At 38.6% G+C, this 16,420-nt stretch carries 14 protein-coding genes; 9 read left to right on the top strand and 5 right to left on the bottom strand.

Features of this window, described 5'->3' with window-relative positions; translation table 11 throughout:
* Positions 1-10: 10 nt before the first annotated feature.
* Positions 11-883 (top strand): 5'-methylthioadenosine/S-adenosylhomocysteine nucleosidase, encoded by an 873-nt coding sequence (locus tag HJG58_RS07235; RefSeq protein ID WP_170248402.1) that lies wholly within the window; start codon positions 11-13, stop codon positions 881-883.
* Positions 884-915: 32 nt separating this feature from the next.
* Here the strand turns inward: HJG58_RS07235 and HJG58_RS07230 are convergent, their stop codons facing one another.
* Complete coding sequence (locus HJG58_RS07230; RefSeq protein ID WP_170248401.1) at positions 916-1,482, bottom strand: DUF2062 domain-containing protein; 567 nt, start codon at positions 1,480-1,482, stop codon at positions 916-918.
* A 363-nt stretch (positions 1,483-1,845) separates the two neighbouring features.
* Here HJG58_RS07230 and HJG58_RS07225 point away from each other — a divergent pair, with 363 nt between their 5' ends.
* The 7 genes from HJG58_RS07225 to HJG58_RS07195 all read left to right on the top strand — a co-directional run bounded on the left by HJG58_RS07225 (position 1,846) and on the right by HJG58_RS07195 (position 11,373).
* Positions 1,846-2,439 carry a LysE family translocator gene (locus HJG58_RS07225; protein WP_170248400.1) on the top strand — a complete coding sequence of 198 codons (594 nt, stop codon included), beginning with the start codon at positions 1,846-1,848 and terminating at the stop codon, positions 2,437-2,439.
* 114 nt (positions 2,440-2,553) lie between these two features.
* Positions 2,554-3,123: a dCTP deaminase gene (gene dcd, locus HJG58_RS07220; protein ID WP_003653416.1), complete on the top strand. Its 570-nt coding sequence runs from the start codon at positions 2,554-2,556 to the stop codon at positions 3,121-3,123.
* 301 nt (positions 3,124-3,424) lie between these two features.
* Positions 3,425-4,723 carry a type 2 periplasmic-binding domain-containing protein gene (locus HJG58_RS07215; RefSeq protein WP_170248399.1) on the top strand — a complete coding sequence of 433 codons (1,299 nt, stop codon included), beginning with the start codon at positions 3,425-3,427 and terminating at the stop codon, positions 4,721-4,723.
* 217 nt (positions 4,724-4,940) lie between these two features.
* Positions 4,941-7,073 (top strand): hypothetical protein, encoded by a 2,133-nt coding sequence (locus tag HJG58_RS07210; protein ID WP_170248398.1) that lies wholly within the window; start codon positions 4,941-4,943, stop codon positions 7,071-7,073.
* Positions 7,074-7,088: 15 nt separating this feature from the next.
* Positions 7,089-7,814: a DUF6160 family protein gene (locus HJG58_RS07205; RefSeq protein ID WP_170248397.1), complete on the top strand. Its 726-nt coding sequence runs from the start codon at positions 7,089-7,091 to the stop codon at positions 7,812-7,814.
* Between the two features lie 32 nt (positions 7,815-7,846).
* Positions 7,847-10,258, top strand: a complete 2,412-nt coding sequence (locus HJG58_RS07200) for a DUF6160 family protein (RefSeq protein ID WP_216076530.1) — start codon at positions 7,847-7,849, stop codon at positions 10,256-10,258.
* A gap of 161 nt (positions 10,259-10,419) precedes the next feature.
* Entirely contained in the window at positions 10,420-11,373 is a 954-nt protein-coding gene (locus HJG58_RS07195; protein WP_170248395.1) for a DUF6160 family protein, read from the top strand.
* A gap of 81 nt (positions 11,374-11,454) precedes the next feature.
* Here the strand turns inward: HJG58_RS07195 and HJG58_RS07190 are convergent, their stop codons facing one another.
* A complete protein-coding gene (locus tag HJG58_RS07190) occupies positions 11,455-12,399 on the bottom strand; it encodes a tRNA dihydrouridine synthase (RefSeq protein WP_068613151.1) in 945 nt (314 codons plus the stop codon).
* 85 nt (positions 12,400-12,484) lie between these two features.
* On the bottom strand, positions 12,485-13,294 hold the full coding sequence (locus tag HJG58_RS07185) for a cytochrome C assembly family protein (RefSeq protein ID WP_170248394.1): 810 nt from the start codon (positions 13,292-13,294) through the stop codon (positions 12,485-12,487).
* Between the two features lie 140 nt (positions 13,295-13,434).
* Between HJG58_RS07185 and ffh the strand changes: the two genes are divergently transcribed.
* Positions 13,435-14,847, top strand: a complete 1,413-nt coding sequence (gene ffh / locus HJG58_RS07180) for a signal recognition particle protein (RefSeq protein ID WP_002120334.1) — start codon at positions 13,435-13,437, stop codon at positions 14,845-14,847.
* Positions 14,848-14,896: 49 nt separating this feature from the next.
* Here ffh and HJG58_RS07175 read toward each other — a convergent pair whose 3' ends face one another.
* Complete coding sequence (locus tag HJG58_RS07175) at positions 14,897-15,631, bottom strand: pantothenate kinase (protein WP_170248393.1); 735 nt, start codon at positions 15,629-15,631, stop codon at positions 14,897-14,899.
* Between the two features lie 15 nt (positions 15,632-15,646).
* Positions 15,647-16,399 carry a biotin--[acetyl-CoA-carboxylase] ligase gene (locus HJG58_RS07170; RefSeq protein ID WP_170248477.1) on the bottom strand — a complete coding sequence of 251 codons (753 nt, stop codon included), beginning with the start codon at positions 16,397-16,399 and terminating at the stop codon, positions 15,647-15,649.
* Between the last annotated feature and the right edge of the window lie 21 nt (positions 16,400-16,420).

Here is a 16,420-nt window from a genome sequence, read left to right as displayed (position 1 = left end):
AGGTTAAAAAATGCGATTCAAATCTACTTTTGGCGTTATCAGTTTGTGTAGCGCTTTATTTTTAGTTGGATGTAATGATGACAACTCATCTGTTTCTCAAACACCAACAGTTCAGGAACAAAAACAGAAGTTACAGCCGATCATTATTCAGGGTGCTTTGCCAGTAGAATCGGAAAAAATGGCTTCAAAATTAGAGAATAAGACTATTGAAGAAATTGGTGGGTGGAAATTCTGGAAGGGTACCTATAACGGTTATCCAATGATTATTTCTAAAACCCGCATGGGTATGAGTAACTCTGCCGCAGCAACTGCTCTAGCGATTGAACGTTATAAACCGATTGCGATCATTAATCAGGGCACCTCAGGTGGACATGATCCTGATTTGCACGTTTACGATATTGTTTTAGGAAAATATACAACCAATATTGGTGCATTTAGAACTCCTAAACAGCCTTTAGGCGGTGGTTCAAACTCACTCACATGGGTTGAGGCTTTTGATGTGTTGCCAACAGATGAATCTGACCCAGAACCGATTGCAATTCGTAAATTTGAAGGTGACCAAGAGTTGTTAATGGCGGCACATAAAGTCCGTTATGATAAAGGTGAGGTGGTTGAAGGAACGATTGGTTCAGCAGATGTCTGGAATAATGAGCTAGATCGTATTCAATTTTTCCATCAACGTTATGGTACTTCTGTTGAAGAAATGGAAGCAGCATCTGTTGCACAAATCGCAAGTCAATTTAACGTTCCTTTCTTAGGCATTCGAATCTTATCTAATAATATTACCAATAACGGAGCTTATGACCCTGGTACAGGAGAGGCTTGTCAAGAATATGTGCTTAATGTGGCCGAAGAATATATGAAATCAAAACTGCCAAAATAATGATTTAAACTTATGCAAGAAGAGTGGAGCTTTTATAAACCCTCTTCTTGCTTCTTTTGACGATGTCTACTTTTCCAGTTTTTAACGACCATCCAGCGCCAGAAAATTTCTGTGCATATATATAAAATAACGGCAAATACAAAAGCTTCTACGACTAGACCTGTCATCAAGATTTTCGCAAGACTAAAATCAATGTGGCCATGGCCGAAATGAGTAATCCAACGAGAAATCTGATGCAATACACCCAGCAACATTTCTTTATTAATCATATGTACATGAAAAATGTGTGCACCGAACCAAAAACCAATATATAGAATAGGAACTAATGTAAGCGGGTTACTTAACCAAGCGAGCATCAAGCTAATTGGTAAATTTACTTCGAATAGTAATACAGCCATCACAATAAATACGCTGTGAAAAGGAATAGGCAGTAAACCAAAAAAAGTTCCGACAAAAACAGCTCGGGTAATTGATTTTCGATTGACATACCAAAGCACAGGATTAAGGGTCTTTTTACCAAAAATCCTTAGAAATTTCATATTTGAAACTTTCTCGGGGGAGGGAAGCCAAGATTGAAAAAAATGCTTTGCCATAATCATTAAGGGTAGTAAAGCGCGATGCTCTATATAAAAAAATCAGAAACAATATATGAATTGAAACTTATTAAAAGCTTAAAATTTAAACTTACCATTGCTATATATTTTTTATTATAAAGACTTTTGATGGAAAAATAGACTTAAAATAAAAATAGTTATGTTACTTAACTCAGAATCTATTTGGAAAGTATAACAACTGACCGTAAAGTTTTCTTCTCGACTTTATGTGACAATTTTATAAATATTTGTTTTTATATACTTTATTTTTATTTTGAAAATAATTTGAAATACTTTGTCTTACAATTACCTTTTGCCTTGTGACAGGATATCTATTAATCTGAGATGACTATATTGTGAGGTCATTCAATGATTTCATGGCTTTTTATTGGCTTAGTAGCCACAATTTTACTTACGCCTGGTCCAACCAATACTCTGCTCGCTTCTTCAGGAGTACAAGTGGGTTTAAGGAAGTCAGTAAAACTTATTCCAGCAGAAGTTTTGGGTTATGTAATCTCTATTTCTGCATGGGGAATGCTGATTGGAAAAGTGTCTAGCACACTACCAATGCTGCCGCCTATTCTAAAGCTATTGAGCGCTTGTTATATTATTTTCTTAGCCATCAAGTTATGGCATACGGCAAATCAAGAAATTGAATTAAATCAGCCAACGATTCGTGCTCGTGAGTTATTCTGCGCCACTCTATTAAACCCAAAAGCATTATTATTTGCCTCAGCAATTTTCCCAGTAGCTGCATGGAGTAATTTTCATATTTATTTAATTCACATGATGGCTTATTTAGCGCTTATTACACCAATTGCGTTGTTCTGGATTTTCTTGGGATCGGTTTTAGCTTCTAAGAAAGTGGGTTGGTTAAATCAAACTAATTTGCAAAAAACGGCTTCACTTGTTTTAGTCAGCTTTTCAATTCCAATTAGTTATTCTGCTTTACTGAACCTTTAAATGTACCGCTGAGCTATTCTTATTTATTTGAGTAGCTCTGTGTTGTTTTCATAATTGGTTTTTTAAGTTAAAGTACGTCGAAATCAATGAATTTACCTTTTGGATAGAAAATACATGGCCATTAAGTCTGATCGTTGGATTCGCGAAATGAGCGAAAAACACGGCATGATTGAACCTTATGCAGAGAATCAAGTCCGTTTTGATGAAAATGGTGAAAAGTTGATTTCCTACGGGGTCTCTAGCTATGGTTATGATGTACGCTGTGCCCGTGAATTCAAGGTTTTTACAAACGTACATTCTGCAATTGTCGATCCAAAGAATTTTGATGACAAAAGTTTTATCGATATTGAGTCTGATGTTTGTATTATTCCGCCAAACTCATTTGCTCTAGCGCGTACAATTGAATATTTCCGTATTCCTCGCAATGTGTTAACAGTGTGCTTAGGTAAATCGACCTACGCTCGTTGCGGTATTATTGTAAATGTGACTCCATTAGAACCTGAATGGGAAGGTCACGTTACGTTAGAATTTTCAAATACGACAAATTTACCTGCACGTATTTATGCTGGGGAAGGCGTAGCACAAATGCTATTCTTTGAAAGTGATGAAGTATGTGAAACCTCTTATAAAGACCGTGGTGGTAAATACCAAGGTCAAACAGGTGTTACACTTCCTAAAACTTAATGATTCCTCGATGAAAAGATTTTAAAAATAACGGGTCACTTAGGTGGCCCAATTTTATACATAGAATTTTTATCAGAAGCGTTTATCGGAATTATGATAAACGACAGTTTCCTTTTGTAAAAAATGATATAAAATGATTAATGATTGATTTGTTTTTTGCTCTGTATCACAGAATTTAAAAGCAAATAGAGTAGATATAGGCTCTCTTTGATAATGTTTAGTTAAATATTTATCGAATGCAGATAGGCCAAATAAAAAGAAATTAAACAGGATTATGCCCCCACGGATACGGAGGTCGGCCATGCGACAGTTTACGTCTCTTCGAGTAGCACTTTTGACACTCGGAAGCTTATGCTTTTCCTCAGCCTATGCTGCTTCTACACTAGTCCCTATGTCAGATGCTGAATTATCAGCGACCCGCGGCCAAGCTTTAATGGGTATGTCTTATATTGCGCCTACAGATTCTGCAAGTAACTCAAGTTCAAATGGAAATATGGGGTTTTATCGACTTGCGTTAGATGCTCAATTAGAAATTAATGCCAATATTAAAAAATTACAGTTAGGTTGTGGGGGCGTAAATGGAGCAGGTGCCTGCGACATTGACATTGATTATCTGAGTTTAAGTGGGGGCACAGTAGATAGTACTAGTACTGAGCGAGCCTCTTCGTCCGCTATTATTACCAATCCATTTTTAGAATTTGCTGTTAAAAACCCAGACTCGGCTTCCACTCGTGAAATTCAGGGTTTTCGATTAAGTGCTAAGTCACTTTCGGGTTTACTTACTTTTGGTTTAGAAAATGGTGATGCTGCGAGTGGTATTAACTCACTGAGTGGATATATGGTCACTAAACCAACTGGGGGTACTGTAACTACGAATCCTTACTATGGTATTACCCAAGATGAAACAGGGAGAGCTATTACAGGACGGGCAGAATTTATAGGTAGCATAGCAACACTCCCATTTACATCTACGGCCTATAATCTAAATTTAGGTGCAGGTAGTGGTACATTGTCTATGGGACAGCAGATAATTACGGGTAAGCGTATTAATACAGCTAATTTGAATGCAACAGCAAGGGTTGGAGGGATTGCGGTTACAGGGACTTTAGATGCAACTGCTTCAGTGCTGGGTATTCCTGTTCCGATTTCGGGTGATGTAACTGGAACAGTAAATAATCTTGATGTAAATGTGACAATTAAACAAAGTCTGGGTTATTTTCATGCTGCTCAACTGAATGGCTCTGCTGGTTATCTCTCTGTACAGGGCGTAAATATATTATGGCCAGAGGCGGCCTCAACGGCACAAACAGGATGGTGGCTAGAGCTTACAAACCCAATTGATATTGGACAAATTACTCCTACGGGGAATGTCGATATTGCTTTAGCTACAATTACTGATGCCTTAGGACAAGTTAGTTCTTATCTAGAAACGAATCCTGTTCCATGTGGTCCATTAGCATTAAGCTGCTTAGCAGGTAATCTTCCTATTGGAACAGTTGATTTAACAGGAAAAACGCCAGCTTCTATGTCTTTAACTAATGTAGTGTTACAAAAACAAAACTTCTCAGCTAACTGTTATGGTTCTTTAAAATTCTGTTAAATACATCTCTTATTTCTCGTTTATCGGAAAAATGAGTTTTTGTTTATTTAATTTTGCATTTGAGTAAATATTCAGCATAATGGAAATGTGGAAAGGTTGGCAATTTTTAAAGTTTGCCCCTTGTGAGATGAAAAAGGAAATAATCTCATCTCACATCAAGGACTGTTAAAGAAAAAGAAATATGGTGCGCGGCATCGTATAAAACAGGAAGGTCACGATGACTACACTTAATTATACGGTAAGGTTTCAAAAAACCGTGTTAGCAAGTTTAATTGGACTTTTTTTAAGTCAGTCAAGTTTTGCTCTTGAAGAACTTTCTGATGCTGGTTTAAGTGAAACTACAGGTGAAGGTATTGCGATATTACCGCAAAATGCATTTATGGTATTTCGTGGCGCTGGTCCAAATGAATCTGTAAATCAAATTATTACCGATCGTAGTAAGGATACTGGTTATATTAACTATGTACCTGTGGGGCCTTTGAGTGTTGCTGCAGCTGATACCAGTGGCAATGGTATTGTTGGGCCAGAAGACCGCGCAGTAGGTAAAGCAGATATATTTCTTTATGGATTGGCATTATCTAAGTCAGATGGCGATGCAAATTCGCGTATTGCTAACAGCTCAGCTGCAGCAGCGATTTCAAGTTGGGGCACAGGAGCCAATCCATGGATATTTAAAGTAAAAACTGCGACTAATGTTCCTAATTTTAGTACAACAGATAGTGGTATTTACCCAGTAACGTATTTATCTTTAGAAGCTCCTCTATATCAACCATTAATTGATGGGGCAGAAGGAGCTGATGCATATAATTTAAAATTAGGGCTATGGGCTGATGCATTTGTACGTAATCCCAATGTTGTCGCTACAACGAATGGTTCTTTAGCCCAATTTCAATATGGTAATAGTAACGGGTTAATTGGTACCAGTATTGATACAACTCGTGCTAATCGTTTACGTTTGCAAGGCATTCTAAATGGCTTTAGTTTAAATGGTAGCCAGATTAGTATGTTTCAAACATTAGGTGGTGCAACTACGGCTGGAGGAATGAGTCCTTTTTATAATAATACTTTAGGGATGTCTGGCTTAGTTCGCTTAAATACGGGTGATAGCAAAAATACTAGTATTGTGACTGAAAATGTTACGAGTCAAACGCAGACATACGCCACAAGTACTAATAACGGGTGGAAAACAGTACATGCTGGTGCAAACTCAACTTTAAGTGCAAGTAGTACTGGAGATTGTGGTAACAGTGGAACAGGGAGTTTTAGTACCTCTCGTGGATGCCGTTACTATGTAGAAAATCGAACTAGAACAGATACAAAAACATCGAATAAAACACGAATTGCTTTTAATGATACAAGTAAGGTATTGCGATTTAGTACACGAGAAACTTCAGATTCACCAAATGCATCAAACAATTTATATACACCTGCATTTGACTCTGCAGGTGCCGTAGCACCGAAGTTTGCTGATAGTGAAGGCTTATATCTCTATAACCCAAATATTAACTTGGTATTAGGTAACTTATATCAACCGCTTATTTTAGGTTCCGACGGCAAAAACTTTAGTATTGAAATTGCACGAATTGCAAATAAACCAGAAATATATAAACAGATTTATACTGATTACACTGGTGCTGACACGACTTATAAGGGTTCTACATGTAACGTTTACTCGTGTGTTAATCCTACGCATAGTAGTATCACTATTGGTACCGTATATAGTCCTGATAATGGAAAAACCTTATTAGCAAATACCGGCGAAGGTTCAATTGGAGTTTCCTTTGGTCGTTTAATTTCAACAGGTACGCAAGTTTCTGGAACTTCTGCTGGTAGTTTGGTCTCAATGACTAATTCAGTATCTGGTACCACTTCAGCTACGATGACAGAGGTCCGTTTTAAACAAAGACAACAGAATACCCAGACATGGAAACAAGAATATAGTTGTGGTTTGTTTAATTCTAACTGTGGTTATAAAACATTAGGATATTTATATCAGTGGGAATATAACAAAGGAACTGGTGCGTGGGTTATCACGAATCCAACTACTAAACCAGCCGATGCAACAACTTGTTCTGGTGCTTTAGGATGTACGAGTACATCGGGTTCGACGCCAATGTATGGAGCGACTTCGAATCGTGATTGGACTAACTCTGCTATTCCATGGTTGACTTCAAGAAATGCTGTGGTCAACGATTTAATTGGTAGTAGTAATGGCACAACTGGATACGTTATTCCTACAGCTAATCAAGCTCCAGCTTTGTCTAACATTAGTCCTTTAAATAATTTGGGATCCGCTTCAATTGACGGTGTTTTAATCCAGCACTTGAAACTGACAACTAAAGGTCTATAAGAGGAGGGTAACGCGATGAAAAAAATAACTGCTTTACTCCTTGCTCTTTGTGCAACGGTGACTCATGCAGAGCTACAAACTTTAGATAATGAAGCATTACAGGCGATAAATGGTCAGGCTGGTGCTGATTTATCTTTAATGCTTAATTTAAACCAGACAGCTAATGGTGTATTTGACAATGGTAGTGGTGGTGTCTGTGAGAACCTAGAGTTCTGTCATATTGGTTTGGCAATTAACAAACGTTTTGTACAGGCAGATGCGACGAAACCAAGTGGTTGGGCTGAAAATAGTGATAGTGGTAATAAACTTTGGCTCGTATTTAAAGGTGTACAAGGTACTCTAAATATCCAAAAAATGGGTTTGGATGGCGCTGATTTAAAGTATTTGGACAAAAACAATACTGAAATGATTAAACCGGCTATTCAGCTTAGTTTTAGTGCAGCACAGCCAATTTTAATTCGTAACTTCGGTTTTAATGCTTTATCAATTGAGCAAGATAACTTTACCAGCTCAACAACAGCACAAGGCTCGAGTGCAAATATGTATGATTATGCATATTTCAAAAAAACGACATATGCAGCGACTGCTAACAGTGCGAACCAACAAGTGGCTACTGCCACACCATCAGCGTATGACCATGGGCGCGAAACTGGTTTTATGGGTTTAATGATGAACGGAAACTTGGCTATCCAAGGAAAAGTCATGGTCTTTAGCTGTGATGGAAGCCATCCTCGTTGTTAAGGGTTAATGTAGATTTCAAAGGAACTGAAGTGATGAAAAAAAATAAAGAAAATCACAGCTCAAAGTTTATTTTAAATGCATTAACAACCAGCATGTTGTTAGTGAGCGGACATGCTTTTGCGTTAGAAGCTTTAACAGATGCTGACTTGAGTGCGATTAATGGACAAGATGGGATTTCGATTCAAACGACGTTTAATGAAATCAATATTGATAATGCCTACTGGGATGATCATGCAGGTACACCTAGTGGTGCAGATCAGGTCTTAAGAGCTCAAGCGAGCGGGATAAAAGTTCAAAAAAGTAATGCATCTAGCCAAACTTTAAGCACTAATTACCGTTTAGATGTAGGGAGTAACCCAACTACGGGTAAAACTGGACTCGACTTTTCTATGCAAAGTAGTCCATCACTTGTTACCGTAAATAGCGTTAAAGTTTGTAATAGTTCAGCTACATGCTCGCCAACTTTAGGGCAGTTGGCTATTCAAACGACCTCTCCTTTAAATTTGGCACTTACAACTCAAGATGGCTTATTTAATGCAAATAGCCAGTCAAGCATGACGCTTGGTATTAATAATGCCAATATTTATTTAGGACAATTGGATGCTCGCAGCCAGTTAAATCAGTTAATTTTAAGAAACTTTAACTTTAATTTTGTTGGTAAAGGGGCCATGTTGATTGACCCAACTCGTGGCTTAGTTTTACAGACAAATACTGGAACTAATGTTGCTGGTGTAGGGCAAACTCCGAATACTACTTATGGCTATGTTGATTTTAACCGTGTAGCAGATTCAGCTTCTGGTTTAACTGCGGGTACTTATGTTGACAGTAGTGGCAAAGTAACCAATTCAGGCTTGAATATTGAGGTGATGCTCAGTTCGAATGTCGATAAAACTAACCCTTATGCTTTAGATGCAACTAATAGTCCCCAAAATGCGAAAGGTTTAATTCGTTTAGGTGCTAGCGGACGTATGGTAAATAGCTATTTACAAGTCCGTGGTATGGATGGTACGTCAGATACAACAATATTAGGTACAGCAAATACCGCCACAGGTACGGGCTCAAGTAATAGCATTTTAGGTAATTCCGGGATTGCCTTTCGTATGAAAGGTGAATTCACTAAAGACAATGACTCAATGCTAGGTTCAGATGGCAAAGCAACCACTTTAGAAATTGGTGGAGCAGGTCTGAATGCTTATGGTTTCGAATTTGGTAATTTAACAGGCCTTAACTCAGCTACGCGTGGTTATTTTGACAGCGGAAATATTTATTTAAATCTTGCCGATACCAAAACATTATTAATGCCAAACAATGCTACTTTAAATGCAATTCGTTTAGGGGCAGGTACTTTAACGACAGCTGCTGATTATCAGCATAATATTCACCGTGATACGGTCTCTAATCCGTTTAGCTTAATTCTTGCGATGCGTGGAGCAGAGTTTCAAGCATTTTCAAGACGCGGTCGTTTTACGACAAGTGCGAATGTTGCTGCTGCCAATCAGTTTGCCGATAATGGTGCAAATAACCAGTGGGGCTTAGCATTACCTTTTTATAATTTAAATGCTAACGCTGCTGTATATGGTTTAGATGCACCGGCAAATAGTGCTTATTACTACACAAAAGATGCAAATGGTAAGCCTATTCGAAATGCTGTGGCTACATCCGGAACAACTTCGCGTTTAGGTTTTGGTATTGCTGCTGGAACTACGGGACGTGATGCGACTGGAACCAAAACAACCTCAATTTTATTAATTGATGGTTCTCCAAATGCTAATAATGGTGGTAGTCCTACTGATTATTACATGGGCTTACGTAATATCGATATGTTCCTCAAAGGCAATGGAAGTATTGGTTTAGAAAATGGCAGTCTTAATATTAGTTTAAAAGAGATGCTACTGGCTTTATCAACAGAAATTGCAGCTGGTTATTTACCAGGGGCTAAATATAAAACTTGTCCAGCGACGGGCTCATGTACTTCACCTATCGATAATTTTGCCAAAAATAATGATGTCTTATTTGGTCTAAAACTCCGTTTAGGTGGCGATCTTAACTTATCAATTGTGCCAAACAGTTCAATTGCAGATGGTAGTACTTTAACTGTACTCGGCGATTTCACAGTGCCTGCCACAGCAACTGGAAATACGGTTCAAATTAGTGATCCGATCGATGGTTCTGCAATTGGTTTTGACAATATTGCAGGAAAGCTAGCGTTTAATACCGCTTTGGTTGTGGGTAAAGATACAACAAGTGGTTTAGGTAAAGTTGGCGTAAATACGGCGGTTTATTTTAACCCTGATAAGAGTATTGACGGCGCATTACGTGTAAAAGATATTAATTTCTATCCGCCTTCAACAGGAGCTGGAGCACGTTTAGGTGAGCTTGCAATTACTGGTGGACGCTTAAATAGTAGCTTTAGTATTGTGCCTAGAAATGGCGCCTTTAACTAATGAATAAAAGTGACGATTATCGTCACTTTTTTATATAAATTTTATTTTAGTGTGATTGGATTTGCATTCGTCGGGTTATAGAGATAATTGCTTTGTACTTGAATATTATTCTGATAGTCTGAACAAATAATAAGCGTTTGTCTCTTAAGGATTAGAGCGACATGAAGAATAAAAATATAGGGTTCTGGCTGCTACTTGCCAGTAGTTCAAGTGTTTTTGCAATGCAGCCTTTGGATGATCAAAGCCTTGCAGCAGCGACGGGCCAAAATGGCTTAACTTTAGGAGTTCAGGCCGATAAAGTTAAATTTAACCAGATCGCACTCATTGATACTAACGGTATTGCTTCAACTTCTTATAACAGTAAGGCTGGTTTTGTCATTGCTGGAAACTCTACTAACCCAGTTCCTGGTATAGAGTTTATTAAAGCCGCTGTATCGGGTAATCCTTCTTTTAATATTGCAATGGATACCGATGCTGGGGGTGGAAATCCTTTTTTAAATTTAGCTATATCTATGGGGAATGATGTAAACGGTATTCGACTTCTACCTTTTTCAGTTTATTTAGCCCCAAGTACATCCTTATCTAGTCCATCCGATTATGCATTGACAAGTTATGCACCCAAATCAATTTTTAGTTCGGGAACGACAGTAAATGCGGGTGTAAAAGAAATTATTCGTTCTACTGGAAATCTAGATATTAACTTTGTACAAACCAATAAACCCCGTTTAAATATTCAACTGGGTCATGCTGCCCAGTCCGTCATGGTTAAATTTGGTGGAGCAATTCAATCTATTTGTTCTGCTGCTACGGGTTGTCCAATTACTTTAGTGTCCGATAATACAGGTGCTACATTTGGGTTTAAGTTTACAGGAACAAATACTTCAACTGGTTTTGTGTTAGATGGTTTTTATGCAGGTGTTGAACCAACTGGATTAACTTTTGGGAATATAGGTGCATCTAGTAAATTTGATGCTTCACTTAATAATGTCACTTTAGGAAATATGGGTACTCAAAGTACAACAACGTTTAATAATTTACCTAATGGCTCTATGGGGAATTTTGGTGTCACTGGCGTTTCTGTAACTGACTTTAAAATGAAAGTAAGCGGCTTTTAAAAAAGAATAATAGCTTAACCTGAAATACGAAAGAGGGCGGCTGTGAAAACAATCGCCCTCTTTTTTTAAGGTTATAGCGAGTTAAATAGTATCTGATCTGGTGTGTTCTAATTGTTGAACAATCTCATCTAAAGCTTTAATTCGTTTGACTTGATCCCATAATTCTTTCGCTTGAGGGTAGGCTTTGGTCATCATGCCTAACCATTGCTTATAACGTCCAACCATCCCAATTTCTGTTTTTGCTTGACCGTTTAAAAAGCGAATTTGTAAGTCAACGAGTTGTTCCCAACTAAATAACGCTTCATCCATATTTTGGCGAATGCATTGGGTTAAATCAGGAGTTGTCACCGCACCACGGCCAATCATTAAGTCTTCACAACCAGATTGTTGCTGACAGGCTCTAGCATCAGCATTGGTCCAGATTTCACCGTTAGCAATCACATTAATTTTTAAAGCTTCTTTAATGGGTAGAATTTTTTCCCAATAAGCTGGTGGCGTATAGCCATCTGCTTTAGTTCGAGCGTGTACAGTTAACCAGCTTGCACCCGCATCTTCAACAGCATGGGCATTTTCCATCGTATGGTTTTCATCGAGATAACCTAAACGCATTTTTGCTGAAACAGGAATATGTTCAGGTACCGCATCTCTTACTGCTTTAATCAGCAGATGTACCACGTCTGGTTCATCGAGAAGTACTGAACCACCACGATGTCGATTAACGGTTTTTGCAGGACAACCGAAATTAAGATCGATTGCAGGTGCACCCAATTCAACAACTTTTGCTGCATTTGCTGCCAGCATATCTGGGTTATTACCTAGAAACTGAACATGAACAGGCGTACCTGCTGCTGTTTTACCATCATTTTTTAGTTCAGGACAAAAACTATAATAGATGTGGTCTGGCAAAATACTGTCTGTAACGCGAATAAACTCGGTCACACACCAGTCGAAATCACCAACAGATGTGAGTGTATCCCGCATGATCGGGTCAGTTAAACCTTCCATTGGAGCGAGTATGAGTTTCACAGTCTGTGTCACCTGAGTAAAACGAAAAACAGCGTTATACGGGATATGCATAACGCTGTCTAGTATCGATTAAATTTTAATTTTCCTAGCGCCCTAAGATCATCTCAAGCACAAATTTACTACCGATAAATCCAATCGCTAAAAGTACAAAACCTATTAAGGTAAAACGAATTGCTTTTTGACCTCTCCAACCAAGCTTGTAATGGCCGATCAGTAATGAGCCATAGATAAACCAAGAGATAATACTAAATACGGTTTTATGAGCAAGATGCTGAGCAAAGAAGTTATCAATGGTTAAAAAACCAAATGTAAGCGCAATCGTTAATAAAATGAAACCAGTAATGATTAGGTCAAATAACAAAGATTCCATCGCTTGAATTGGCGGGAGTAAGTTGACCCAAAAACGTTTTTTTTGTTTCTTTTTGAGTTCACGATTTTGGAACCATATTAAGATTGCATGTATGGTTGCCATCAGTAAAACTGCATAGGCAGAAAGTGAAAGAATAATATGAGTATCAAGACCTAGCGAATGCTGCTCAATAAATTGGTCTGGTCGACTAAATGCAAAACCTAAAATAAGACCAATAGCTGCGACAGGAATGCCTAACAAGTTTAACGGTAGAATAGGGCGGAAAGTACTAAAAATTAAGCTTAACAATAGCATAAGTCCCGATGTGAAAGACATCAGGTTAAATACATCGTAGTTAATTCCGGCTGGTGTCAGCATGGCATCGCATAAAACTGTACCGTGCAACAGTAGTGCCAAGATAGTAACAAAAGCAAATAACCATGAGTTTGGTTCACGTTTTGACATTAAACGAATAAACAGATACCAGAAAGAAGTGGTATATGCGATGAGTGCCAAAATTGTGTAAACCAAGGGGAGGCTAATCATGTCAAACCTTTTTCAGGATTAATTCATCTATATAAGATATAAATTCGCTGCGAACTAAAGTATCCTATAGCATTCTATGCATAAATTTTCTATTTCGAGAAAGATTTTTTTGCAACTAGCCATTTTAAGCGGATTTTGCAATGTTTGATACCTTAACAGAACGACTCACACAGAGTTTAAGAAATGTTACTGGCTCAGGGCAGCTGACCGAAGACAATATTAAAGATACCTTACGTGAAGTACGTATGGCACTTCTTGAAGCCGATGTCGCGTTACCTGTAACTCGTGAATTTATCGCGAAAGTTAAGGAAGAGGCATTGGGCCAAGAAGTGATGACTCAGTTATCACCAGGCCAGGCATTTGTAAAAATTGTCTATGACGAACTCACCAAGATGATGGGTGAGGCGAATGAAACACTTGATTTAAGTGCGAAACCTCCTGTTGTAGTATTACTTGCTGGTTTACAAGGTGCAGGTAAAACCACAACTGCTGCCAAGCTGGCACGTTTCTTAAAAGAACGTCAAAAGAAAAAAGTAATGACTGTTTCTGCCGACGTTTACCGTCCGGCAGCAATTAAACAGTTAGAAACTGTTTCAAACGAAGTTGGTGCAGGCTTTATTCCTTCAGATCCTTCTGAAAAGCCAATTGATATTGTTAATCGTGCCATTGAACAGGCAAAAATCCAGTTTGCTGATGTATTGATTGTCGATACGGCAGGTCGTCTACATGTCGATGCAGACATGATGGATGAAATTAAAGAATTGCATGCAGCAGTTAAGCCGACTGAAACTTTGTTTGTGGTTGATGCCATGACAGGTCAGGATGCTGCAAATACAGCAAAAGCATTTAATGATGCTTTAGCACTTACCGGTGTGATTCTTACTAAAACTGATGGTGATGCACGTGGTGGTGCAGCGCTTTCTGTGCGTGCCATTACTGGTAAGCCAATCAAGTTCTTGGGTATGGGTGAGAAGCTTGATGCTTTAGAACCATTCCATCCAGACCGTGTTGCTCAACGTATTTTAGGCATGGGTGACGTACTTTCTTTAGTCGAAGAAGTTGAACGTAAAATCGACAAAGAAAAAGCCGAAAAAATGGCGAAAAAATTGCAGAAAGGCGGTAGCTTCAACTTTGAAGATATGCTGATGCAATTTGAGCAAATGAAAAAAATGGGCGGCATGATGGGCTTCTTAGACAAGTTGCCTGGCATGAGCGGTGCAGGAATTCAGCAAGCGATTGAGCAAGCGAACCCTGAAAAACAAGTCAAGAAGATGGAAGCGATTATCCAGTCAATGACTGTTAAAGAGCGCCGTAATCCAGACTTGATGAACCCAAGTCGTAAAAAACGTATTGCGGCAGGTTGTGGTATGGATGTTGCTGAAGTGAATAAACTTATCAAGCAACAAGCACAAATGGCCAAAATGATGAAGAAGTTTGCCAATCCATCTGGTATGAGCAAAATGATGCGTTCATTAGGCAATATGCAAAAGCAATTTGGCGGCGGCGGTGGCGGAATGGGTCCACTGTTTGGTAACAACGACCAAAAGAAATAAATCCATAAAATAAAAGGCGCATATAGCGCCTTTTATTTTGTTGTGTATTTTAGTCTTTAGGATAATGAGCAATATATTGCTGTAGTCCTTTGAGTAAAAGATCGGTTTCCACAGCAGGCTCATATTTTTGTAAGAACTTGGCAAATAGTGTTGCATCGCCACCAGTTAGCAGTAGCTTTTTGGGAGATTGCTGCATAATATTTTCAATGGTACTAATGAGGCCTAATAAAATACCGTGATGTACTGCATCTACAGTGTTATTGCCCGGATTTAGGTTATCAAAAGCTGAGTCTGGAATTTTAATACCCTTGGTATTTTGAATAAGAGCATCTCGCTGCAAATACAAATTAGGCAGGATGTAACCTCCTAAATGCTGTTTACCTTGAGTTAGGTCAATTGTGAGCGCTGTTCCGCAACCAATAATGCAATAGTTTTCATCTGCTTGAGCTACAGCTAGCACTTGTAACCAGCGGTCAATCCCGAGCTGACTCGGAACTTCATAACCACACTGTAAGCCTGCATATTCAGAGTGAACTTTCGCAAAAACTACTGGAATTTCAAGCCATTTTAAAATCTGCTGAATGCGTTGATTATTCTCAGTATCGAGTACCGAAGAAATCCCGATTCGATGCAGACCTTGATGCTTAAAGTGTTGAATTAACCCAAGTAATAAATCGGCAGGAGACTGTAAATGTAGCTCGGCTGCATGCTCAATAGTTTGCTGATTTTCAGTAATCCAGTATTTTAAGCGGGTGTTTCCGATATCAAGCCATAAACTTTTCATTGGGAAAACACCTATTTACTGAGTTGTCTGTGGTCTTAAACGACCTTGATAAAACTGCTGTGGTTCTGGTGTTTCAAGAATTACTGCACCTTCATTAGAGATTCCAACGAAACGGCCATGTACCAGTCCTTGGCTATGTTCAAACTGAACTAATTGATTTAACCATGCTGCATGGTGGTTAAAACGTCCCGCTAAATTGTAGCAGCCATGATCAAACCAGCGAGCAGCATTTTGAATCGCAATATAAAGTTCTGAAATTAACTCAAGACGACCCATTTGCTCTAGGCCCAAATCTTCTAAAGAGGTAATTGGTTGATCACTATCAGTCACTGGTGGTGTTTTTAAATTAATACCTACACCCACAATAGCCTGATGCTGAGACAGTGGTTCGACTAAAATTCCACCCCATTTACCCTGAGCGCTATATAAATCGTTTGGCCATTTCACTTGCAAATTCAGAGCTTGTAACTGGGGGATTTGCAAAATATTCAGAGCAACTTCAAGTGCTAAGCGACCATCTAAGGGTGTTCGAGTTTGCACCAATGTGCTTAAATAAATGTTTCCTTCAGGTGAAATCCATTGCCGTTGATGTTGACCTCGCCCTTGAGTTTGTTGAGCACTGCAAACCAAGCCCGTTGTAATGCCTTTTTGGGCAATTTCACGAATATCATCATTGGTCGAAGTTGTGGTTGCTTTTAATAAAACCACTTCTGGAAGCTGGTTTTTTGCGCTTAAAAGTTGTTGTAGTTGGCGAGTCTCTAAATCCATTGAATATGAGCAGAGTGGTAA

The organism is Acinetobacter geminorum (genome assembly GCF_013009345.1).
In the GTDB taxonomy this organism is placed as follows: Bacteria; Pseudomonadota; Gammaproteobacteria; order Pseudomonadales; family Moraxellaceae; genus Acinetobacter; species Acinetobacter geminorum.
The sequence above is the reverse complement of the archived record's forward strand: the minus strand, read 5'-3'. Positions and strand labels throughout refer to the sequence as shown.

Excerpts from the sequence above, each read along its gene's own strand:
- HJG58_RS07170 (WP_170248477.1), bottom strand. The coding sequence starts at position 16,399 with ATGGATTTAGAGACTCGCCAACTACAACAACTTTTAAGCGCAAAAAAC.
- HJG58_RS07205 (WP_170248397.1), top strand. The coding sequence starts at position 7,089 with ATGAAAAAAATAACTGCTTTACTCCTTGCTCTTTGTGCAACGGTGACT.
- HJG58_RS07200 (WP_216076530.1), top strand. The coding sequence starts at position 7,847 with ATGAAAAAAAATAAAGAAAATCACAGCTCAAAGTTTATTTTAAATGCA.
- HJG58_RS07225 (WP_170248400.1), top strand. The coding sequence starts at position 1,846 with ATGATTTCATGGCTTTTTATTGGCTTAGTAGCCACAATTTTACTTACG.
- HJG58_RS07235 (WP_170248402.1), top strand. The coding sequence starts at position 11 with ATGCGATTCAAATCTACTTTTGGCGTTATCAGTTTGTGTAGCGCTTTA.
- ffh (WP_002120334.1), top strand. The coding sequence starts at position 13,435 with ATGTTTGATACCTTAACAGAACGACTCACACAGAGTTTAAGAAATGTT.
- HJG58_RS07195 (WP_170248395.1), top strand. The coding sequence starts at position 10,420 with ATGAAGAATAAAAATATAGGGTTCTGGCTGCTACTTGCCAGTAGTTCA.
- HJG58_RS07185 (WP_170248394.1), bottom strand. The coding sequence starts at position 13,294 with ATGATTAGCCTCCCCTTGGTTTACACAATTTTGGCACTCATCGCATAT.
- HJG58_RS07210 (WP_170248398.1), top strand. The coding sequence starts at position 4,941 with ATGACTACACTTAATTATACGGTAAGGTTTCAAAAAACCGTGTTAGCA.
- HJG58_RS07230 (WP_170248401.1), bottom strand. The coding sequence starts at position 1,482 with ATGATTATGGCAAAGCATTTTTTTCAATCTTGGCTTCCCTCCCCCGAG.
- HJG58_RS07215 (WP_170248399.1), top strand. The coding sequence starts at position 3,425 with ATGCGACAGTTTACGTCTCTTCGAGTAGCACTTTTGACACTCGGAAGC.
- dcd (WP_003653416.1), top strand. The coding sequence starts at position 2,554 with ATGGCCATTAAGTCTGATCGTTGGATTCGCGAAATGAGCGAAAAACAC.
- HJG58_RS07175 (WP_170248393.1), bottom strand. The coding sequence starts at position 15,631 with ATGAAAAGTTTATGGCTTGATATCGGAAACACCCGCTTAAAATACTGG.